Genomic DNA, 21,189 nt, shown 5'->3' with positions numbered 1-21,189 from the left:
TCTTTGTTGGAGATATTTCTTTGTTGGAAATACCTTTTTAATATCTTTCAGATATCTACTATAAACTATGGTTATTAATTAAATAATAATTTCATTTATCTAAATTGGAAGAGGAGAATTCTATGATTAGGGTGGCTTTAAAAGTTGCTTATTTGGGAACGGCTTTTTATGGATTTCAAAGACAACCAAACCTACGCACAGTTGAAGGGGAACTTCTTAAGGCCCTGGAAAAATCAGGTGCAATAACCAACCTGGGTCAATCAAGTTACTCCATTGCTGGTCGCACTGACCGGGGAGTCCATGCCCTGGGAAATGTGGTGTCATTTTGCACTGATAAGGAGCCAATAATAAACCAGGTAAACGATGTTTTACCAATGGATATAAGGATTCTTGGATCTTGCCCGGTACCACAGGGATTTAAGACCCGCTATGCTTATAAGAGGCACTATCGTTATGTATTGTGTCGGAAAACAGGGGAAGAAGAGTGGGATTTGGATAAAATGCAGGAAGCAGCTCATTTAATGGAGGGAACTCATAACTTCATTAACTTTTCCCGGAGAAATGAACGAAATCCCATTAGAAAAGTGGATAGTGTTCGTATTACAGCGGAAAATCAGGGGTGTCTGGTGGATGTGGAGGGTGAAAGTTTCCTCTGGAACATGGTTCGAAAAATGGTTACAATCTTACTCTGTGTGGGAAAACATGAAATGGGGATAGAAGAGGTAGAAAAGTGTTTTGATCCGGAATATAATGCCTGTATCATGCCAATGCCTCCTGAAAGTCTTATTTTAATGGATGTTTTCCATAAAGGGGTGAAGTTTAATGAGGATAAATATGCTCACAAACGTTTTATACAGACCATTGGGGAAGAATGCTTCAATCATCAAAGGATGGTTGCTTCAACCATGGAAATGATAAATGCACTGAATCATAGGAATATTGTATAAAGATAAACATTTCTCTAAAATTTGTCTAAAAATGGGTGGTCTTTCTAAAAATGGGAGATTTTTCTAATAATGACCACTTTCTAATAATGACCGCTTTTGAATGCACATATATTTATTCCTCACAATTGTCTCTGGAATGGAAAACCTGTCCTTTTCTACTTCTTTCATACTTATTCCAGTAATAGCAGGGGAAACACTAAAATAGTAACAAAAACATAGAATAATTAAGAGTAAGTACTAAGATAGTACCCCAAGGAGGAAATTGTCTGGTTCACCGGTACCCTCAAAATTTTAAAGAAAAACTTATTTTAAATAAACATGGGCAGCCACTAACTCCCAAAGGTCAAAGAGGGATTATAGTAGGGCTTGATCCCGGAATGACAGTAGGAGTGGCTATTCTTGATCTTTCAGGTGAAATATTAAGTGTGAATAGTTTTAAAGAAGCTTCTCGTGCTGATATAACCAAACACATCATCAGTTTTGGGAGAACAGTTCTGGTGGCTACGGATGTTCACCAAACTCCTAAAATGGTGAGGAAAATGGCAACAGCCCTCAATTCTAAGGTATACTCACCATACCGGGACCTGGCAGTGAGTGCCAAGAACGAGATGGTGGATGATTACATTTACTCCAATGATAACCACCACGCAATACCCAGATCCAGGGATATTGGGTCTGATCTAATACCGCAGAATGCTCATGAACGAGACGCACTTGCTGCAGCCATCCAGGGGTATAAAAAGCACCAGAAAAAACTGGAACACATTGAAAAAAGAACTTTGAATTTGGAAATGTCCCCTGAATTAATTGATGAAGTAAAAATCATGGTCATAAATGAAGTTCCAATTACCAAGGCCATAAACGCTACTCTGGAAAAATTACAAAATCCAATTAATTCATCCAAAACGGATAAAGGGACTCTTACATCAAATAATGGGAATACTAAAGATGAACCGAATACAGCAGACAACATGACTCATAAAATGGACAAAAAGGTTTATAAAAAACATAATGAGGAAATTAAAGTATTTGAAGTCGTTAAAGAAGGTACTATTAGAATTGCTGAACTTTCTGATAATTACAGTGATTCTCCTGATAAAGATGCTTCTCTGATTATTTCTGGATTAAAAAATAAATTAAAATCACAGGAGAAGCAGATCAGGAATTTACAGAATAAAAACAGGATACTAGAAGATGATCTCCAGACATTTCACAGTGAAATATCCCATCTGGAAAGCAAAATTGAAAGATTGCAATATCAGTATTCTCAGAACATTTTACATCAAAAGGAAATTATCAATAAACAATCGATCATCCGGGGTCTCCAGGAAAAATACAACCGTCAAAAAGCTTTAAATAAAAATTTGGCTGACCAACTGGAATCCATAAAACGAATAAGGGCCATGGAACTTTCCAGGGAAGCATCTCCCGTTAAAATCATAGAATCATTTTCAAAAGATTCCATAAGGGAAGCAACAGGGGCCTGGAATATTAGAAAAGGAGATGTGGTTATGCTGAGAAGTTCGGAAGGGGGAGGTTCCCAGACGGCTTCTTTACTGATTAGGTTAGGAGTTAAAGCAGTTATAACTACAGATAAAATGTCCCACCAGGCTAGAAGTGAATTTGAAAGAAATATGGTTCCCCTAATCCCACTGGAAACGGTTGATTTAAAAATGGCTGATGATTTTGCAGTTATATTATCCAGTGATCTGGATAGGCAAATAAAAAAATGGGAAAAGAATCAGGAAGACAAAAGGAAAAAAGAAGAGACTAACAAGCTTCTAAAGATAATGGATGATTATAGGGCTAAAAGAAAAAGATCTCCCCATAACTTTTAGGTTTCAAATCAATTTATGCACTTTATGACTTAATCTAGAGTAAGACTTAATTGGATATGGACTTAATTGGATAATGGACTTAATCTAATTAATAATGGTAATACTGGTTAATTTGGCTAACGTAGCTTATTTAGATGATTAATAACACACCTGTTTTATAAAATTTTCAATAGCATTTTTTTAATTAATTAATATCATTTATATTTAAATAACATCAACTTAATACATTCAATATCAACATATACATTGATTTAACCTTTTTAATATCTACTTAAGGATGGTTGTGGATTTAAATGAAGATAGCGTTTATCATAGGCACCAGGCCTGAAATCATCAAAATGTCCCCTTTAATCGATGAAGTGGATAAAAGGGGAATAGATTATGTTTTAATACACACTGGTCAGCATTACGACTTTGAAATGTCCCAGCAGTTTTTCCTGGACCTGGAACTCAAAGAACCTGATTATAACATTGGAGTGGGCTCAGATTCACATGGGAAACAAACCGCGGTAATGATGGAAGGAATTGAAGAAGTTCTCCTTTCTGAAAAACCAGACATCGTCCTGGTCCAGGGTGATACCAATGCAGTCTTAGCCGGTGCCCTGGTGGCAGCCAAGTTACATATAGCAGTAGGGCATGTAGAGGCGGGACTTCGCTCCTACGATAAAACCATGCCTGAAGAGATAAACCGTATGATGGCAGATGTCTGCACCAACCTCTTTTTTGTACCAACCGAAGATACAGCCATAAATCTACTTTTTGAGGGAATAAATCCTAAGAATATTTTTATCACCGGTAATACTGTGGTTGATGCCTGCTACCGGAACCTCAAAATCGCCAGTAAAAGTTCCAATATCATGTCCAAGCTGGATGTTGAAGGGGACATTTTATCGTTAACCCTGCACCGTGCAGAGAATGTTGATGATCGGGAAAGATTAAGGAACATAATAGAAGCTCTACTTAAGATTAGGGGACTTAACATTGTTTTCCCTGTACATCCACGTACTGTAAAAACCCTTAAAGAATTTGGAATGTACTCCCAGCTTGAAGAGGCCCCTCACATTCACATGATTAAACCCATTGGGTATCTTGATTTTTTAATCCTCCAGTCCAATTCAAAGATAATGATAACTGATTCTGGTGGAATCCAGGAAGAAGCCATAACTTTAGATGTTCCCTGTCTTACTCTCAGATACAACACTGAACGCCCGGAAACAGTGCATGCAGGGGGTAACATCCTGGTGGGGTCAAATACAGAAAAAATAACCAGTAATGTTGCCAAACTGCTGGCAGATAACAAGATTTACCAGAAAATGAAAGACGCAGCCAACCCCTACGGTGATGGTACTGCTTCAGAACAGATCGTTGATGCCATTCAAGATGCATATAACCAGGGAAAACTGGAAATCAAACCTCCTGAAACCATTGCAGGGGAACAGTCAAAAAAATTACTTACAGTGGATGAAGATGTTACTGTAGCAGAATTCGAGACTAAAAACCCAGATACCAATATAAATATTGTATTTGATGGAGTTAACCCTCAATTTCCCAGGATGGAACTTCATCTGGAAGGTAAAACAATAATGGTTTCCAAATCAGATTCTGTTAATTTTTAATCACCTTTTTCTGGCTTTTTAGTATTTCTAGAAAGCAAAAATATAATTAACCTAAACAGTATAAGAACATTAAAAAAAGTTTAAAGGTTAAAAAAAGATTAAAAAGATTTTAAATAAATGAAGTACCAGTGCTCATAGTTTTTTTAAATCTATTCAAATAAACCTTATATTAATTATTTGGAGTCTTAAAATATATCAAGAGTCCTAAACAGATTATCAACGTTTATTTAGCTATGAAACTACTCAAAATCCATTTATATTTTTATTCAAAATTGAAATAGTTTGAAAAAAATAATTTAGGATAATAACACTAATTTGAATAACACTATTTGAGATGGTAACTGGAAAATAAATAGTTACAGTGAATGAAAATTTATCTTACAACAGTACTGATCGATAAACCATTACAGAGGATAGATTCAATGATTAAAGAAAATTCACCCATAGCAATATTCGGTTTGGGCCACATGGGGCTTCCCACAGCCGCATTACTGGCAAAAAGTGGTCTGAAAGTGGTGGGGGTTGATATAAACAAAGAAACTGTGGAAATGGTTAACTCAGGCCAATCTCCAATTATGGAACCCGGTCTGGAGGCAATGGTTAAAAAAGCAGTGGAAAATGGCTGTTTATCTGCCACTACAGACACTTTAAGTGCAGTAGGAGCAGTTAATGTAATCATGATCATCGTTCCCACCCCAGTGGATGATGATAAAAAATCAGATCTTTCTGCAGTTATCTCTGCATCAAAATCAATTTCTGCAGGTTTAAAAAAGGATGACCTGGTTATCATTGAAAGCACGGTACCACCAGGCACTTGTGAGAACCTGGTAATTCCTTTACTGGAGAAAAGTGGTCTTAAAGCTGGAGCAGATTTCAAAGTTGCTTACACTCCAGAAAGAGCCCTTCCCAATAACACACTCTATGAAATGACCCACAATGCAAGGGTAATAGGCGGGGTAGATTCAGAAAGTACTCAAATGGCAGTATCACTCTACCATAGAATTACAGAGGGTGAAATCATAATGGTACAGGATCTGGTAACTGCAGAAATGGTTAAACTGATGGAAAACACTTACCGGGATACCAACATAGCCCTGGCCAATGAACTGGCATTAGTATGTGATACTTTAGGAGTGGATGCCATTGAAGCCATCCAGGCAGCCAACCACCACCCCCGAGTCAACATACACACACCAGGGCCAGGAGTAGGGGGGCACTGCCTCTCCATAGACCCTTACTTCCTGGTGGAAATTGCCAGGGAAAGGGGATTAGAAACACCCCTAATACAGGCTTCCAGAAAGGTTAACGAGGACATGCCTGGTGAAGTTGTCCGAATAATACAGAAAGCTCTGGAGGGTGAAGGTAAAACTATTTCCGGATCTAAAATTGGAGTTTTAGGTGCAGCTTACAAGGGAAACGTTGCTGATGCCAGGGAAACACCTGCAAAACCTTTAATTGAGGAATTAATCAGTAAAAATGCTGATGTTCTGGTCAATGACCCTTATGTATCTCCTGAAATCATTAGATCCTGGGGTGCTCAGATCGTAGGCCTGGAAACTGCCCTTGAAAGTGATGTGGTTGTCTTGGTAACTGATCATGACCTCTACCGGAACATCAAACCAGAAATGATTAAAAATCGATTGTTGGTATGTACCCGACCTATTCTTGACAGGGAAACCTTCCAAAAGGAGGGTGTAATCTTCAAGGGAGTTGGAAGGTCTTGAGTCTTTTAATTTTTGAATATGCCAGTGCACTGGGGATAAAAGATCCTTCCTTAGCTGCTGAAGGTAAAGCAATGCTCCGTGGTCTTACCTGTGACCTGGAATATTTACCTGCCAGCTACCTCATCTCCAAAAATATAGATGCCATTGAAGGAAGCAAGTGCAAACCACTAGTCATAGATGGAAATATTGAGGACTGGATTTTGGATAATATCTCTCAGTTTGATTTTTGTTTACCCATAGCCCCTGAAGAAGACTTCATACTGTGTGGATTGACACGGTTAATTGAGAAAAATGGTGTTCAGGTGGTTGGATCAGATTCAGATGCAGTACGCATCTGTTCAGATAAATACCTCACCTACAGCCTTCTCAAAGATAAAGTGCCAGTGATCCCCACCCACAGGGTTTCATGGGAGGATATTGGACTCTACTGCCAGGGAATTTCAGGCGATAAAAAGGTGGTAAAACCGGCAGATGGGGTTTCATGTTCTGCGGTACAGATTGTTGATTCTGAAGACTCTTTTAAAAATGCTACCCGGAAAGTGAGAGAAGTTAGCAGCCTTCCCTACTTCCTGGTGCAGGATTACATTGAAGGAGTAAGTGCCAGTGTAAGTTTACTTACCAATGGTAAAAAAGCCATTCCACTCAGTTTAAATCAACAGAATATCTCTATAAAAGAGGGTATCATAAATTATAATGGGGGAAAAGTTCCCATGGCCCACCCCCTGGAAAATGAAGCCAAAAAAATAGCTAAAAAAGCAGTTGAATCTATCCCTGGATTAAAGGGTTACGTGGGAGTTGATGTGATCATTGGTGATGGACAGGTTCATCTGGTGGAGATCAACTCTCGAGTAACCACTCCTTACGTGGCCCTTAGGAATATGCTCAGCTTTAATTTAGGTAAAGCTATGATTCAGGCTGTGCAGGGTGATCTTCCTCAGGAATTCAGCCTTGAAAGAGAGATAGAAATCCAGAAAACTGGTAATAGGCTCCATTTAAAGGTGATAAGTTGAAAATAGGAACTTTTCTTTATAAAGGTGATTAATTGAAAATTGCAGGTTTTGATATTGGCGGAGCAAACACCGACCTTGCTGTGGTCGAATTTGATGAAAAAGGGAAAATTCTCAATATAAAAACAGATTTTTCTTATCTCCCCATGTGGATTAAAAAGCATGAACTTTCCAAGACTCTCCTGGAACTTTTAGGTACTGATATTGATGAAATTGATGCAGTTGGTATTTCCATGACTGCAGAACTTGCTGATAGTTACCAGAACAAGAGTGAAGGGGTTCTGGATATTTCAACCAGAGTTATGGAAACATTCGATCTGCCAGTTGCCTTTGTGGGTCTTAATGGTATGATGGATTACGATGCTGTGAAAAAGAATCCTCTGCAACTGGCTGCTGCTAACTGGATTGCCACGGCTCCGCTAGCTGCTTACATGGCTCCGGATTGTATATTTATAGATACAGGAAGTACCACCACGGATATAATTCCCATAAAAAATGGTGTAGAATGTGCTAAGGGAAGAACAGATCTCCAAAGGCTTGCAACCGGTGAATTGGTTTACACGGGCACCCTCCGCACCAACGTGGCAACCATTGTGGATAAAGTACCACTGGGAGATGATTGGGTGCGCACAGCATCAGAATTTTTTGCAGTAACTGCTGATGTGCACCTGGTTCTTGAAAATATCACCAGAGAAGATTACACCTCTGAAACTCCGGATGGTGCGGATAATAATCGGGAGAATTCGCTTTTAAGATTGTCACGGGTGGTATGTGGTGATCTGGATTTACTGAGTCCGGATGAAGTTGTGAAGATTGCACAGTTCATCTACCAGAAACAGGTAGAACAGGTGGCCGAAGCCCTTAAAGAAGTCAGTGAAAGGGAAGGTATAACGCTGGTAATTGCAACAGGATTGGGAATGGACATAATCGGAAGTGAAGCCGCAAAACTCCAGGGCCTGGAGGTTAGGACCATGGAAGAAATCCTCACCCCTACTGATTGTGTGGTGGCACCGGCAGTGGGAACCGCCCTTCTCATGGAGAAGTTTTTGCGTGCTTGAAAACAAAATCTAGACGTTAAAACATAAATTTTCACTGTTTAATCATTAATCTTGTCGGTTAAAACATTGATTTAGAGTGTTTAATCATTAATCTCGACTGTTAAAACATAATGTTAAGATTTGAAAAATTAGTGGGGGAGGGCAAATTTTAATCTCAGTATAGAGACTTAAAATCTTGTATAAACTTGTAAATTGAAATTCACAGGGTCATGGTTCTATGAGAAAGAGTTTAATAATTGGAGTTATAATACTGGTGCTCGTGGCTGCTTTTTTATTTGCTAACTCAAGTCAGCATTCAATCTTAGGCTCCAACCAACAGGGATACGTTACTAAAGAGGTTTACTCTCATTATGGTAATTCATCTGTAAAGATTGCAGTGATAACTGGCATGCATCCCCGTGAGAACCTCTCCACCAACCTGGTGCCCAAGGTAGTGAAAGTTTTTGCCATACTTAACAATGTGGAGATGGTTGATTACCATGTCACTGTAACTGACCAGCCAGATGACTTTGATGTTGGCAGAAGCAACGGCCAGGACCTGGTTGAACAGTATGCCATTCCAGATATTAAAAAATCAGATTACCAGCTGGTGATCATCGCCCATGACCATGAACAGGGTTATGGTGATGGATATTACATAGCCACCCCCACCCATGATAACAAATCAGTTTCACTGGGTGAAGCAGTTCATCAGTTACTGCCTGCTTTTAATTATTACCCTGGTTCATCCAGCACCCGTGAGAAGAGCACTTCCATATCCCAGATTGATCGACCGTTAACCAATGCAGGGTATCCGGTTTTTGTATATGAAATTCCAGAGTGGAACACTGAACTAGAAGCAGGACAAATGACATACCAGCTTTTCAGTGCTAGTTTTAAATCTATTCTGGCTTCATATTAACGGAATAATGTAAAAACGGAATAATGTATTAATAAATGGAGTATAAGATATTAACGGGAATAAGATCATTTAGAGGATATCTAAATATCAAAAGAATCATAAATGAAAAATTAATGGAAGTTATATCTGGAAGTTTACTCATTAATTTAAAAGTACACTGGAAAAAATAATGGAAATGTGTACTATTAAAATATTATATTTTAGAAAAAATTATTAAAAAAAGGGGGGGAATAGTGGGGAGGCCTAAAATCATGGTATAACTTTTTATCAGTGCATAACTGCTAATATTTTGATGTAATCATAATATAACCAATATTATAGTTGTATTCAACAATATCAGTACCAAACATTCTTCATACCTAATAAATAGGCAATGATATTAGTTCCTAAATGAAGGAAGATACTAATTATAATTATAAGAATGATTAAAGCAAATGGAATAGTTACTACCAAAGATGCGAATAGTAGGGCACCCACCACGAAATCTAACTGATCCATAAATGGTACGGGTCGTCCTCGTTCCACTTTGAATCTTCTCTTAATGAAACTCCCACAAGCGTCTCCTATAATCGCACCGCTACCCAGTACAAGGCCCAGCAATGCACCCTGTAAAACGTTGCTGGTTATTGTTCCTTGAACCAGACTAGCTATTCCAGGATTCCCTAACATTAAAAGGTCATGTACCATGTTACCAGTTATTGCTCCTTGAAGCAGGCCGATACCTATTCCGATTAGAATACCAATGATGGTCCCTTTCCATGTGACACCATCACCAAATATTCTACGACCGTCATTTAGGGATCGGCCAAAGTCAAGGGGTGTTCCTCCCCCAAAGGTAAGGGCACCAGCGTTGGCTAAGTAAGCCGGTAACATAAAGTATATAGCATAAGCGGATAAAATCAAAACACTGAAAATACTCGAGTCCATAGTTTACCTCCGATTTAAAACAGGATAATAGTTATGTGCTTAACCATAAATACTATATGCTAGTTGAAATCCTCAATATTTGTTAAGGATAATAGTTGACGTATTAACCTGAAAATTCAATACTATATAGGTGAGATGATGGTCATAAAGAAAACAAAAAGCCTGTGTCCTGAATGTCTTCAAGTTGTGGATGCAGAAGTCTTTGAAGACCAGGAAAAAATAATGATAAAGAAAACGTGCCCAGAGCACGGTGAATTTGAAAACACTTACTGGCAAAGTTCAGAAGCTTACCGTTACGCAGCGGATTATGATTATGTTGGTGATGGAATTAGCAACCCTCGAACAACTGTGGAAGGGGAATGTCCTCAGAATTGTGGATTGTGTGCTGAACATGAGAGTCAGACCATATTAGGCCTTATTGATGTTACTAATCGTTGTAATCTTCGTTGTCCTATTTGTTTTGCTAATGCAGCTGTATCTAAATCTTTATATGAGCCTACTTATGAAGAAATACGCCAAATGCTACGGAACCTCCGTGCAAACCAACCAGTACCCACACCAGCCATTCAGTATGCGGGTGGTGAACCCACAGTACGAAAGGACATTGTGGAACTGGTGAAATTAGCCCGGGAAGAAGGATTCAGTCACACTCAAATTGCCACCAATGGAATTAAACTGGCTAAAGACCCAGAGCTTGCTCAGAAACTTAAAGATGCCTCTTTAAACACGGTTTATCTTCAGTTTGATGGAGTTACTGAGGAGCCCTACATAAAAGCCCGAAGACGTAACCTCCTACCAACCAAACTGGAAGCCATTGAAAACTGCCGTAAGGCAGATCTGGGAATTGTACTGGTGCCAACACTGGTTAAAGGAATCAATGATGATCAAGTTGGTGACATCATACAATTTGCAATTGATAACCTAGACATCATCCGGGGCGTTAACTTCCAGCCAGTGTCCTTTGCTGGTCGAACACCTGCAGATGAAGTGGAAGAACAGAGAATAACCATACCAACATTCCAGAAATTAGTGGAAGACCAGACCGATGGTCAGATCGGTAGAGATGATTTCTACCCTGCATCTTCGGTTATACCTATCACAGATTTTGTGGAAGCTATTGAAGGGGAAGATCAGGTTTCGTTCACTTGTCACCCTCACTGCGGTGCTGCAACCTACATTTTCATTGATAATGATGAAATTATCCCCATAACTGAGTTTGTGGATGTGGATCGCTTCTTCAACCTCCTTTCCCGTAGCAGTGATGATATAAAAGATGGTGGCATAGTAGGTAAAGCCAGGGTCATAAGCCGAGCCACAATGGAACTTCCCAAAACCATAGACCGGAATAAGAAACCTGATTCACTGGATATAACTGGAATACTGACTAAGGTCTTTAAAGAAAGATCTTACAGTGCTCTGGGAGATTTCCACCATAAAACATTGCTTATATCATGCATGCACTTTATGGATCCCTGGAACTTTGACCAGGACCGTGTTAGAAGATGTGTGATTCACTACGCAGTTCCTGACGGAAGAATAATACCATTCTGTTCTATGAATGCAATTTACCGTTCAGAGATTGAGAAAAAGTTCGCTAAGCCACTGAAAGAATAATCTAAGCCACTGAAGGAATAAAATTAGCGAAGTTAATAAGAACAAAGTTCGCTTAACAGTTAAGAGTAATCTAACTGTTAAGATAAGTTCTTTAAACCTTAAGAATAACCTTCTCTTAACTCTTATGTTTAAAGTTCTTTAAACACTCAAAAAAAATAAATCTGGTAGCAGAATTGATAATCAAAACTCCCTCCCGGCTGCATCTAACCCTAATAGATCTTAATGGTTCCATTGGTCGAATAGATGGTGGTGTGGGCCTTACACTTGAAAAACCCCGACTGGTTCTGGAAATGAAACAGAAGGGTGATGAAATCGCTGTAAAATTTAAAAACCGTCAGAATTTGCCGGTTAATGTTGTAGCTGATTATGAGGATAAAATAAGAACGTCTGCCAGTCGAATGATGGAATATCTTCATTTGGAAGGAGGATATAGTTTTACTGTTCATGAAACGTATCCATCTCATTCTGGTTTGGGTTCTGGCACTCAACTATCTCTGGCTGCAGGTAAACTCATTTCTGACTCTGATAATTATCAAATAAGTGTACCTCAGATTGCTAATATTGTTGGTAGGGGAGGTACATCGGGTATAGGTGTAGCATCCTTTGATAAAGGTGGTTTTATTATTGATGGAGGGCACCACCATGGTGAAAAACCTGACTTTTTACCTTCTTCTGCTTCAAAAGCATCACCCCCTCCAATTATTGCCCGATATGATTTCCCCCTGGACTGGAAGGTGGTTCTGGTTATTCCTCATCTTGAAAAGCATGTTTCCGGAGAAAAAGAGGTTAATATCTTCCAGAAATACTGTCCAGTACCTTTAGAAGAAGTTCAGTCTCTTTCACATATTCTCTTAATGAAGATGATGCCAGCTATCCTGGAAAAAGATCTGGAAATGTTTGGAGAAGCAGTTAACACCATACAAAATATTGGATTTAAAAAAATCGAAAACCAGCTGCAAAATCCAGTCATATCCAAGATAATGCAGCATCTTCGGGATGCTGGTGCACCTGGGGTGGGGATGAGTTCATTTGGACCTACCATTTATGCAGTTACTGACAGTCCTCAGGATATAGTAAGTGCAGCTCGTGATACTATTAAAGATGTGGGTGGGCATATTATTGAAACCAGGGCTCAAAATAGTGGTGCTGTTAAGGAATAAACTAGTTAAATAGCAGGTTAAACTTGTTTAATCAACAAATTAATTATTGCAAAAACCAATTTCCCAAGTTTAGGGAATTAAACTATATCCTTCACTTAAAAAATTTAATAAAATTAAGATAAAAACTATTATAAAATAGTTAATAGGTGGAAGATTATTCTATATATTTATTTGATGAATAATCATCAAAAATGTAGTTAATTAATGGATAATCATTTGAAATCTGGTTAATTAATGGAAAAATCATTTAATCATTTATAAAAAAAATCATTCTGCTGGTAATTATGAAAAAGGAAATAAATGGTAAAGTTTGGAAGTTCAGGGATAGTATAGATACCGATGTAATAATACCTGGACGATACTTGAGAACTTTCAGTTTAGATGAACTTGCAAGTCATGTTATGGAAGGAGAGAACTCTGAATTCGCCAAAAATGTTGAAAAGGGTGATATCATTGTAGCAGGATGGAATTTTGGCTGTGGTTCCTCCCGGGAACAGGCCCCTGTAGCCTTAAAACATGCAGGTGTAGATGCTATTGTGGCCCGATCCTTTGCACGCATATTTTACCGTAACGCTATAAACGTGGGTTTACCAGTCATAGTGGCAGATATAGAAGCAGATGAAGGAGACAAGCTTCAAATTGATCTGGAAAAGGGAATAATACAAAATCTCACCACGGGAAAAAGCTGCCATATTCAACCATTCCATGATTTCATGTTGGGAATATTACAGGATGGGGGTTTAGTTCCTCATTATTTACATAATAAGCAGGATACCAATTCTGATGGACTTTGATTTAAGTAATGTATTTAAATTTTAATTTATCCAGAGCTTATTCCCATACAGAGTTTATTCCCCTTATTCTATTCCTACTCAAATTTTCATCAAAATAATATTATTACTACTAACTAAATTTAATAAACTAATATTTTAACTACTAAACTAGATCAAATAATATAATATGATCAAAGTTCAAATTAATTAGCTCAATCAACTAAATTCCCATAAAGTTCATATTTATACTATTCAAAATACAGAAAAATTGTTATAAATCTTACAATATTTTTTACTTATTTTGATAGAAGCGAGGAAAGAAAATGAAATGTCCAGTTTGTGACTCTGAATCTTGTGAAATAATTAAAACCAAGGGTAAGAACACTAAAGAAGTTCTTATAAAGTGCAATGAATGTGGAAACACATTTAGAGAGACTATTGTTATTCCTAAAATGGTGGAGTGCCGGGTAATCATCAGTAAGTTTGAAGAATCTGTGAAAAAAACCATTAAAATTTATCCTGACGAGATTTTAGAGGCAGGAGAAGTACTGGTGGTGGATGGGGAGGAAGTGGAAATAACCTCACTGGAAAACATCAGAGGGGGCCGTGTCTTGAAAAGCCCAGTTTCTGAACTGGTAACTATTTGGGCTACATCCCTTGCCGGGCCAACCAGAGTAGGAATATCCATTGATTATGGTGGCAGAATCCTATCCCGAAAGGTGGAAGTTGAAAGAGATTTCCAGTTTAATGTAGGAGACGTTTTGAAGCTGGAAAGAGCAGTCCTTCAAATAAAATCAATGAAAACCATCACTTCAAGAGTTAGAAAAGGTGGAGCTACTGCAGAACAAATTAAAAGAGTTTACGGAAGACCTGCAGATAAAAGGGACAGAGTTCAATATGATCTAACCTCTAAAATAGTGGAAACCGCTGAAATAGTCGATGAAGATTAAGAACATTAGAACTAATAACAAACAAGTTTAGCAGAATTAAAACTCTTCCCATTAACTTCAGCAGAACTTCAGTCGGTTATTTTAGATCTTAAGTTTCTCATTATCTACATCTAAGTCATTTATTTGATGTGGGCACTCATAACTTAGAGAGGTACTCCCTTCTCTGATGTGAATACTCATTAATTATGCACCTACTCATTATCATGGTGAAAACTTGGATTTTGAGAATTTAAGTGGTTTTATGAAGGATGAAAGAGAAAAACTGGTGGAAAGGCTCTTTAGCCAGGGATACATAAGAACCCAAAAAGTAAAAGAAGCTATGCTTAAAGTTCCCAGGGAGGAGTTCATGCCTCTGGAGAACCATTCTCATGCCTACCTGGATCGCCCCTTCCCTATTGGGAAAGGTCAAACCATTTCTGCACCACATATGGTGGCGATTATTGCCGAAAAGTTGGAACTAGAAGAAGGAATGAATATTCTGGAAATTGGAACTGGTTGGGGATATAACGCAGCGGTGGTAGGAGAAATTGTTGGAAAAAAAGGTCATGTATTTACCATAGAACGAATTACATCCCTGGCAGAAAAGGCCAGAGAAAATCTGGAGAAAACTGGATACTCTAATGTTGTAACGGTGATCGAAGGAGATGGAACCACAGGATATCCAGATAAAGCACCCTACCATCGAATTTACGCAACAGCCAGCGCACCAAAAATTCCAGAACCCCTTAAAAAACAGTTGAAAATTGGTGGCAAACTGATAATACCCATGGGATCAGACTACTTCCAGGAACTGGTATCTATCTTAAGAATTTCAGATGATAAGTACCAGACCCAGAATCTGGGAGGAGTAATTTTCGTTCCAATGATAGGTCAACATGGCTGGCCTGAAGAAGATTAATAATGGCACAAAATAACTAAATTTTAGTGATATTATTTTCTTTTTAATCCCTTTTTTGAACATAGCCTCAATAACACTTCTTAAATAATAAATAATTCAAATGTATCAAATCAAAATATAAAAATATTTAAATTAAATCCTGATTAACATGAAAATCTACATGGAAACATTTGGTTGTACCTTTAACCAGGCAGACTCTCAGATAATTGCTGGTTTATTGGAAGAAAATGGTGGAAAAATTGTAAAATCCCCTGAAGAGGCGGATGTTATTATCATGAACACCTGTTACGTTAAACAACCCACTGAACAGAAGATCACTAATCGTATTGGGAAACTGCAGGCCCAGTTTCCACAGAAGAAGTTGCTTATTGCAGGGTGTATGGTAGATATTGATCCAGAAAAACTGGAAAAAATGGCACCACAGGCTGGATGGATTGGGGCTCGTAGGATAAATTCAGCTCCAGAAGTAGTTGAAGCAGTTATGAAGGGGCATCTGGTTAGGGAAACCGGTCATGGGGATGAGTTTAAAACCTGCCTCCCACGAAAACGTTCCAACCCATGGGTTCATATTCTTCAGATATGTGAGGGTTGTCTTGGTAAATGCAGTTACTGTTGCACCCGATTTGCACGGGGAGGATTGCAAAGTTATCCTATATCACTGTTAAAATCAGAAGCAGAGCAGGCAGTTGCAGATGGTTGTGTTGAAATCCAGCTTACCGCCCAGGATACTGCTGCTTATGGAAAAGACAGTGGAGAAACCCTGGCAGATCTCATAAATGAAATATCCTCTATTAAAGGTGATTTTCGCATAAGAGTAGGGATGATGCACCCTAAAAACATTGCAAATGATCTTGAATCAATTATAACTGCCTTTAAAAATGATAAGGTCTATAAATTCCTCCATCTTCCTCTGCAGAGTGGGAGTGATCAGATACTGGAGGATATGAATCGTGACCACAGTGTAGAGGAATACCTGGAAATAGTTAAACATTTCCAGACAGAAATACCTGAACTATCCCTGGCAACGGATATTATCGTTGGATACCCCACTGAGGGAGAAGATGATTTTGAGGGCACAATGAATGTAATCCGGGAAATTCGCCCTGATTTTTTACACATATCCAAATATCATCATCGTCCTGGTACCAGCTCTTCATTACTTCCGGAAATTGATCACCAAACCATGAAAAAGCGATCTCGCAATTTAAACGATCTTAAAGTGGAGATTGCAACGGTTAACAATAAGAAGCTACTGGGCACCCATCAAAAAATACTTATTACTGATAAGGGAAGTAAAGGAGGGTACCTTGGCCGTACCAGTTCATATAAAACAGTGGTGGTGGAAGAAGCAATTCTTGGAACCTTCCTTGATGTAAATATAACTGAGTCCAGGAGCACCTATCTGAAAGGTAATCCTATCTGAAAGGTAATATTATATGATAAAATTCTTAAATGAACTGAAAATTCTTAAAAAGAAAAATCTTTAGTACCAAAATTCTCAGAGTACTAATAATCGAGTACCAATTAATAGATGTTGGTACTGATTATTTCCTGTTGTGCTCATTATTATTCTAATTTATAAATTTCATCTTAACTTGTGATTATCAGTATTCTTATAGACTAATGTTAATTTAATTATTATTTTCCTTTTAATCGCATTTTTGCCAATTGATTCTTTTTATTTATAATAAATACCGTTTTTAGTCCCATGATAAACCATATATAGCTCTATAAACAGACAAATAAAAGATAATATGAAATATTTAATATGTGAAATTTGTGGTGGTTACTACCCATTGGAGGATGGAGAATCTATCAACGACTTTGACTCATGTCAATGTGGGGGTAAACTCTATATCATGGAAGAAGATGGTGAAACTGAAATACAATCTCCCAAAATCACCTGTAAAAACTGTGGTAACACAACTACAGATGAAACAGCTTTTTGCAGTAGTTGTGGTCAGATACTAATCCCTGCCAAAGAGGTATCAGGCACTAATCGAAGTGAAACATTTAAACCAATAGGGATATTTGCAGGAGTTACATTTATTGTAGTAGTCTCTATAGTTCTATTGGGATTACTTATTTAACTTAGCCTGAGATTGCTTATTTTAATTAGTTGAATTGCTTATTTTAATTAGTTGAATTGCTTATTTTAATTAGTTGAATTGCTTATTTTAATTAGTTGAATTGCTTATTTTAATTAGCTTGAGATTACTTATTTTAATTAGATAAACGGGCTTATCCAATCTTTTAGTAAATTTGCACTTTAATCCGTTTATCAACAATAATGATTTATATTCATGGTCAATTTTTAATATTGGATTATTTCTTATTTTTGGACAATATTTCGAAAATAAATTATTATTTTTTAGATTATAAACAAATACGGTGTTATTCGTTCCAGTTTGCTAAAAATATAATATCTTATGCCTTTAATTAGTTCATTTTTAATCGCTAAATATTGCTTTATTATATAATAGTAATATTTAAATATTAATAAAAAAAATATAATTCCGATAAAAATTCGTGTTTGGGACATCAGACTGTATCCTTTGTGAAGAATCTAATGCAAATCACATACTAATTAAATATTCAAATAAGGGGCGGGATTTTAATTGAAATACATAATCTGCGATGAATGTGAAGGGTTTTATGAACTTGAGAAGGGAGAATCCTTAGAAGACTTTGAAAGTTGTTTGTGCGGTGGGAGTTTAAGTTATGCTGAATTAACACCACGTGGCATGAAAAAAATAACTGAAACTGTTCAAATAATAATGAAACAACCAGTGTTTATCAAAACAGTGCTAAAAAAGCCAGTGCTCACGTTTCTGAAAATATATGTCCATTGTGTGGGCAGATAAACAAAGTGAAATCACTTTTTTGCTCTAAATGTGGAAAAATGCTCAAGCAGGGGGGACCCGCCAACAGATATGATTATAGTTATGTTCTGGAAGAGAGGGAAAAGAGAAAAAAGAGTTTAAGGGGACTATATGAACATATTGACCTTTGGGGAGTAGGATTGGGTATTATTTTCTTGATAGTAATGACGGTTATTAGTAATATCATTATATTTTTGGGATTGGTGAAATTGGCAGTTCAAAATGCCAACGAACCAACCTTATTTTCATTTTTAGGCGGAGTTTCATTGATTTCTTTAACTATATTCATACTATCTGGATTTATCTCTGCAGCTGCCATGGGAACCAGGAGCTACACTGAAGGAATAGTAAACGGATCTCTGGTAGGAATTTGTATTGCAGTATTTGTTTCAATCATTCCAGGGGGAATTGTTCTAGCATACCTAGGAATCATCCCCTGGTTGGTTATTTTAATAGGGGGATTAATTATTTATGGGATGTTAACTGGGATTGGGGGTTTAGTTGCTGTTGCAGTGCGTAAACACACCGGGATAATTTAAGTGAAAGAGAGATAATTTAGTGATTTTTTAAAGTGAATTAAAAATTATCTGAACTTTAATTATCGTGTACCTAAAAATAATAACTAATGAATTAAAAAACTAATGAATTAAAAAAATATTTATATTGTCCTATCTGAAATACAAGGATTATTACCGGGGTTCCTGTTAAATCGTTAAAACAGTCAAAAGATTAAATTGAAGTTATTTATTTTGTTTCATAGGTTAATTAATATTATAATTAATTATGAATATTCAATTAAGTTTAATTAAGATTATTTTAAGAAATAAAAAAAACTTATTTTAACAAATAAAGAATAAAAATAAAGGGGAGTGCCGTGGGCCGGACTTGAACCAGCGACATCCAGATCTTCAGTCTGGCGTTCTCCCAACTGAACTACCACGGCATGATGGGCCCGACGAGATTCGAACTCGTGATCACCTCCGTGTCAGGGAGGTATCATACCCCTAGACCACGGGCCCGCATTCAAACATTATTGTCCTATACTATATAAACTTTTTCCATGGGATGTGATAAAATTTCTAAAATATACTCATTATTCAAGTTTATAATAATATTTCAGTAAAATGTATATGCCTAAATGGCAATAGGATATACAATTAAAAAAATGTAGGGGTGACCTATGATGGATATCCAGGATCCAATAAAAACTACTGTAGAAGAGATTCGAAAGGTCTTGAACATAGAAAACGTGATTGGGGAAGTAATAGAAAGTGAAGACAAAGTCATGATCCCGGTTACCCGAATGGGAATGGCATTCGGAGCAGGAATGGGTGAAGGAAAAGGTACTAGTAATGAAGGAGGATCTGCAGCTGCAGCTGGTGGAGGTGCAGGTATAGAACCAGTAGCCATGGTGGTAGTTTTCAAAGGCCAGAGTGGACCTGAAGGGGTTAAGATGTTGCCTTTAAAAAACCCAGATCCACTAACCCGTGCAATTGGTGAAGTAAGCAATGCCATAGTTGATGTCATGGCTGAAGGACGAAAAATGGGAATGGGCAAAAAACACAGTAAAAAACATGCTAAAAAGGCTGAAGAAGCAAAAACTGAAGAAAAAAAGGGTGAACCTCCAGTATAAAAATGTTTAATGAATAATTCAAAGAAATACAATTTGAACAATTCACCCTGAATATTTAACAGCCTGAAAGTGGGTTAAATTTTGATATACACTATAATAGGCATCATAATACTTATTTTGGTGCTTATTTTATTGTCTTTTCTTTTGATTCCTCTAAAGTTATCCTTGTCCTTTAAAAAACAGGGATCTGAAATTAACGGTCAATTCAGTCTTAAATTTTTAGGTATACGCATTTTTTCCAAGGATATTCCTGAAGATGAAAAAGATAAGGCTAAGAAAAAGGAAGAACTGGAAGATAAAGAAGAAAAAACAGATGAAGAAGATAAATTTAACCTGAAACGTATTTTAAAGATTCTGAACTTAGTTAAAGAGTCATGGCCACATATTTACCGGTTGATTACTGCTTGCTATAGATCAGTGTCTGTGGAAAAATTCTCCCTGAACATGACATTGGGAATGGAAAGTCCAGCAGACACCGCCCTTTTCACCGGATATATCTGGTCTTTTACCTATCCTCTTAATGCCATCACCCGAATTGATGCAGTTATAACACCTGATTTTGATAGACGGGTACTTGATGGGGATTTGGAGGTGGATGTCAGTTTAAAGCTTATCTGGATAGTGGTAGGGGCAGTACGGGCATACACTAAAAAACCAGTGCGGGAACTGATTGGGGAAATGCGTAGCTAGGGGGATTTAAAACATGTTTAATATTAATATTGCAAATGTTAAATTAGCTGGGTGAAAAATGAAAAATCAGGAAATAAAGGTTGGGAAACCTTTTAAAATAGAAAATAGGGTTTTTTATCCGTTGGTTAAGATTTTTCACCTGAAACACCCTAATGGAGAATTCTATTCCTTATCTCCAGTGGCTATGGTGATAGTGGAAGAAGAAATGAAATATATTCTTCCCCTGGAAGAATGTGATGACCCTGAAAAGCTGGAAATCCTAATGTATATGGTCTAATATTAATGGGCTGGTTGTAAACCTGATGGATAGGGTTGATTAACTGAACTGATGTAATTTCTTTTTAATTAACATCTCCCCCTGGATTTATTATCTTTTTCCAAGTTCTAAATGAACTTTTAAATTATTTTTTCACAGTTCCATTTTATAATTTTCTTTAAAACAATTAACAGCCAGAATTTATTTACAGAATAATAATTTTCATTTAAATTTTTATTTTGATTCTATTTTGAGAAAATGATTTATGCTTCTTTTTACAGAAAAATAACTATAAATAGATTAGTTTTGGGGGTG

General features: G+C 37.2%; 20 protein-coding genes and 2 tRNA genes. 19 read left to right on the top strand and 3 right to left on the bottom strand.

All coding sequences use genetic code 11. The features are described 5' to 3' along the window. Window positions 1-122: 122 nt before the first annotated feature. The 7 genes from truA (at window position 123) to A994_RS11790 (ending at window position 9,091) form a co-directional block, all read left to right on the top strand. Window positions 123-947, top strand: a complete 825-nt coding sequence (truA, locus tag A994_RS11820; RefSeq protein WP_004031878.1) for a tRNA pseudouridine(38-40) synthase TruA — start codon at window positions 123-125, stop codon at window positions 945-947. Between the two features lie 242 nt (window positions 948-1,189). After that, complete coding sequence (locus tag A994_RS11815; protein WP_337466297.1) at window positions 1,190-2,785, top strand: DUF460 domain-containing protein; 1,596 nt, start codon at window positions 1,190-1,192, stop codon at window positions 2,783-2,785. Between the two features lie 293 nt (window positions 2,786-3,078). Beyond that, window positions 3,079-4,401: a non-hydrolyzing UDP-N-acetylglucosamine 2-epimerase gene (wecB, locus tag A994_RS11810; RefSeq protein ID WP_004031876.1), complete on the top strand. Its 1,323-nt coding sequence runs from the start codon at window positions 3,079-3,081 to the stop codon at window positions 4,399-4,401. 422 nt (window positions 4,402-4,823) lie between these two features. After that, on the top strand, window positions 4,824-6,125 hold the full coding sequence (locus tag A994_RS11805) for a nucleotide sugar dehydrogenase (RefSeq protein WP_004031875.1): 1,302 nt from the start codon (window positions 4,824-4,826) through the stop codon (window positions 6,123-6,125). Continuing rightward, window positions 6,122-7,135, top strand: coding sequence for an ATP-grasp domain-containing protein (locus tag A994_RS11800; protein ID WP_004031874.1), 1,014 nt, complete (start codon window positions 6,122-6,124; stop codon window positions 7,133-7,135). The genes A994_RS11805 and A994_RS11800 overlap by 4 nt, the downstream gene beginning before the upstream one ends. 32 nt (window positions 7,136-7,167) lie before the next feature. Continuing rightward, entirely contained in the window at window positions 7,168-8,190 is a 1,023-nt protein-coding gene (locus A994_RS11795; protein ID WP_004031873.1) for a hydantoinase/oxoprolinase family protein, read from the top strand. Between the two features lie 217 nt (window positions 8,191-8,407). Continuing rightward, window positions 8,408-9,091, top strand: coding sequence for a hypothetical protein (locus A994_RS11790; protein ID WP_004031872.1), 684 nt, complete (start codon window positions 8,408-8,410; stop codon window positions 9,089-9,091). Between the two features lie 336 nt (window positions 9,092-9,427). On the opposite strand, the gene A994_RS11785 is transcribed toward A994_RS11790, so the two are convergent. Next, complete coding sequence (locus A994_RS11785; RefSeq protein ID WP_004031871.1) at window positions 9,428-10,018, bottom strand: CDP-2,3-bis-(O-geranylgeranyl)-sn-glycerol synthase; 591 nt, start codon at window positions 10,016-10,018, stop codon at window positions 9,428-9,430. Between the two features lie 138 nt (window positions 10,019-10,156). Between A994_RS11785 and tes the strand changes: the two genes are divergently transcribed. From tes to A994_RS11740, 9 genes are all read left to right on the top strand, one after another. After that, window positions 10,157-11,632, top strand: a complete 1,476-nt coding sequence (gene tes / locus A994_RS11780; RefSeq protein ID WP_004031870.1) for a tetraether lipid synthase Tes — start codon at window positions 10,157-10,159, stop codon at window positions 11,630-11,632. A 173-nt stretch (window positions 11,633-11,805) separates the two neighbouring features. After that, window positions 11,806-12,792: a beta-ribofuranosylaminobenzene 5'-phosphate synthase gene (locus A994_RS11775; RefSeq protein ID WP_004031869.1), complete on the top strand. Its 987-nt coding sequence runs from the start codon at window positions 11,806-11,808 to the stop codon at window positions 12,790-12,792. Window positions 12,793-13,076: 284 nt separating this feature from the next. After that, window positions 13,077-13,586 carry a homoaconitase small subunit gene (hacB, locus tag A994_RS11770; protein ID WP_004031868.1) on the top strand — a complete coding sequence of 170 codons (510 nt, stop codon included), beginning with the start codon at window positions 13,077-13,079 and terminating at the stop codon, window positions 13,584-13,586. Window positions 13,587-13,888: 302 nt separating this feature from the next. Next, a complete protein-coding gene (locus tag A994_RS11765; protein WP_004031867.1) occupies window positions 13,889-14,515 on the top strand; it encodes an HVO_0476 family zinc finger protein in 627 nt (208 codons plus the stop codon). Between the two features lie 241 nt (window positions 14,516-14,756). Then, entirely contained in the window at window positions 14,757-15,413 is a 657-nt protein-coding gene (locus A994_RS11760) for a protein-L-isoaspartate O-methyltransferase (protein ID WP_048204258.1), read from the top strand. A gap of 148 nt (window positions 15,414-15,561) precedes the next feature. Next, window positions 15,562-16,836, top strand: a complete 1,275-nt coding sequence (locus A994_RS11755; RefSeq protein ID WP_004031865.1) for a tRNA (N(6)-L-threonylcarbamoyladenosine(37)-C(2))-methylthiotransferase — start codon at window positions 15,562-15,564, stop codon at window positions 16,834-16,836. Between the two features lie 331 nt (window positions 16,837-17,167). Then, entirely contained in the window at window positions 17,168-17,503 is a 336-nt protein-coding gene (locus A994_RS11750; protein ID WP_048204254.1) for a hypothetical protein, read from the top strand. A gap of 528 nt (window positions 17,504-18,031) precedes the next feature. Next, on the top strand, window positions 18,032-18,277 hold the full coding sequence (locus A994_RS11745) for a hypothetical protein (RefSeq protein ID WP_004031863.1): 246 nt from the start codon (window positions 18,032-18,034) through the stop codon (window positions 18,275-18,277). Window positions 18,278-18,315: 38 nt separating this feature from the next. After that, window positions 18,316-18,834 (top strand): hypothetical protein, encoded by a 519-nt coding sequence (locus A994_RS11740; RefSeq protein WP_004031862.1) that lies wholly within the window; start codon window positions 18,316-18,318, stop codon window positions 18,832-18,834. Between the two features lie 331 nt (window positions 18,835-19,165). Here A994_RS11740 and A994_RS11735 read toward each other — a convergent pair. Both A994_RS11735 and A994_RS11730 read right to left on the bottom strand, forming a co-directional pair. Continuing rightward, a tRNA-Phe gene (locus tag A994_RS11735) sits at window positions 19,166-19,238 on the bottom strand. A gap of 4 nt (window positions 19,239-19,242) precedes the next feature. Further along, window positions 19,243-19,314: transfer RNA gene (locus A994_RS11730), tRNA-Val, on the bottom strand. A 161-nt stretch (window positions 19,315-19,475) separates the two neighbouring features. Between A994_RS11730 and A994_RS11725 the strand changes: the two genes are divergently transcribed. The 3 genes from A994_RS11725 (at window position 19,476) to A994_RS11715 (ending at window position 20,895) form a co-directional block, all read left to right on the top strand. Next, complete coding sequence (locus tag A994_RS11725) at window positions 19,476-19,928, top strand: GerW family sporulation protein (RefSeq protein ID WP_004031861.1); 453 nt, start codon at window positions 19,476-19,478, stop codon at window positions 19,926-19,928. Between the two features lie 132 nt (window positions 19,929-20,060). Then, on the top strand, window positions 20,061-20,618 hold the full coding sequence (locus A994_RS11720) for a DUF2953 domain-containing protein (RefSeq protein WP_237739744.1): 558 nt from the start codon (window positions 20,061-20,063) through the stop codon (window positions 20,616-20,618). Between the two features lie 58 nt (window positions 20,619-20,676). Then, window positions 20,677-20,895, top strand: a complete 219-nt coding sequence (locus A994_RS11715; protein WP_004031859.1) for a hypothetical protein — start codon at window positions 20,677-20,679, stop codon at window positions 20,893-20,895. Window positions 20,896-21,189 lie beyond the last annotated feature (294 nt).

This window comes from Methanobacterium formicicum DSM 3637, assembly GCF_000302455.1.
Lineage (GTDB): Archaea > Methanobacteriota > Methanobacteria > Methanobacteriales > Methanobacteriaceae > Methanobacterium > Methanobacterium formicicum_A.
Note: the sequence above shows the minus strand (reverse complement) of the source record. Positions and strands in the feature narration are given on the sequence as shown.

What these genes read in the sequence shown, in the direction of transcription:
- truA (WP_004031878.1), top strand. Translation starts at nt 123, where the DNA reads ATGATTAGGGTGGCTTTAAAAGTTGCTTATTTGGGAACGGCTTTTTAT.
- wecB (WP_004031876.1), top strand. Translation starts at nt 3,079, where the DNA reads ATGAAGATAGCGTTTATCATAGGCACCAGGCCTGAAATCATCAAAATG.
- A994_RS11760 (WP_048204258.1), top strand. Translation starts at nt 14,757, where the DNA reads ATGAAGGATGAAAGAGAAAAACTGGTGGAAAGGCTCTTTAGCCAGGGA.
- A994_RS11740 (WP_004031862.1), top strand. Translation starts at nt 18,316, where the DNA reads ATGCTCAAGCAGGGGGGACCCGCCAACAGATATGATTATAGTTATGTT.
- A994_RS11755 (WP_004031865.1), top strand. Translation starts at nt 15,562, where the DNA reads ATGAAAATCTACATGGAAACATTTGGTTGTACCTTTAACCAGGCAGAC.
- A994_RS11750 (WP_048204254.1), top strand. Translation starts at nt 17,168, where the DNA reads ATGAAATATTTAATATGTGAAATTTGTGGTGGTTACTACCCATTGGAG.
- A994_RS11785 (WP_004031871.1), bottom strand. Translation starts at nt 10,018, where the DNA reads ATGGACTCGAGTATTTTCAGTGTTTTGATTTTATCCGCTTATGCTATA.
- A994_RS11765 (WP_004031867.1), top strand. Translation starts at nt 13,889, where the DNA reads ATGAAATGTCCAGTTTGTGACTCTGAATCTTGTGAAATAATTAAAACC.
- A994_RS11805 (WP_004031875.1), top strand. Translation starts at nt 4,824, where the DNA reads ATGATTAAAGAAAATTCACCCATAGCAATATTCGGTTTGGGCCACATG.
- A994_RS11790 (WP_004031872.1), top strand. Translation starts at nt 8,408, where the DNA reads ATGAGAAAGAGTTTAATAATTGGAGTTATAATACTGGTGCTCGTGGCT.
- A994_RS11725 (WP_004031861.1), top strand. Translation starts at nt 19,476, where the DNA reads ATGATGGATATCCAGGATCCAATAAAAACTACTGTAGAAGAGATTCGA.
- tes (WP_004031870.1), top strand. Translation starts at nt 10,157, where the DNA reads ATGGTCATAAAGAAAACAAAAAGCCTGTGTCCTGAATGTCTTCAAGTT.
- hacB (WP_004031868.1), top strand. Translation starts at nt 13,077, where the DNA reads ATGAAAAAGGAAATAAATGGTAAAGTTTGGAAGTTCAGGGATAGTATA.
- A994_RS11715 (WP_004031859.1), top strand. Translation starts at nt 20,677, where the DNA reads ATGAAAAATCAGGAAATAAAGGTTGGGAAACCTTTTAAAATAGAAAAT.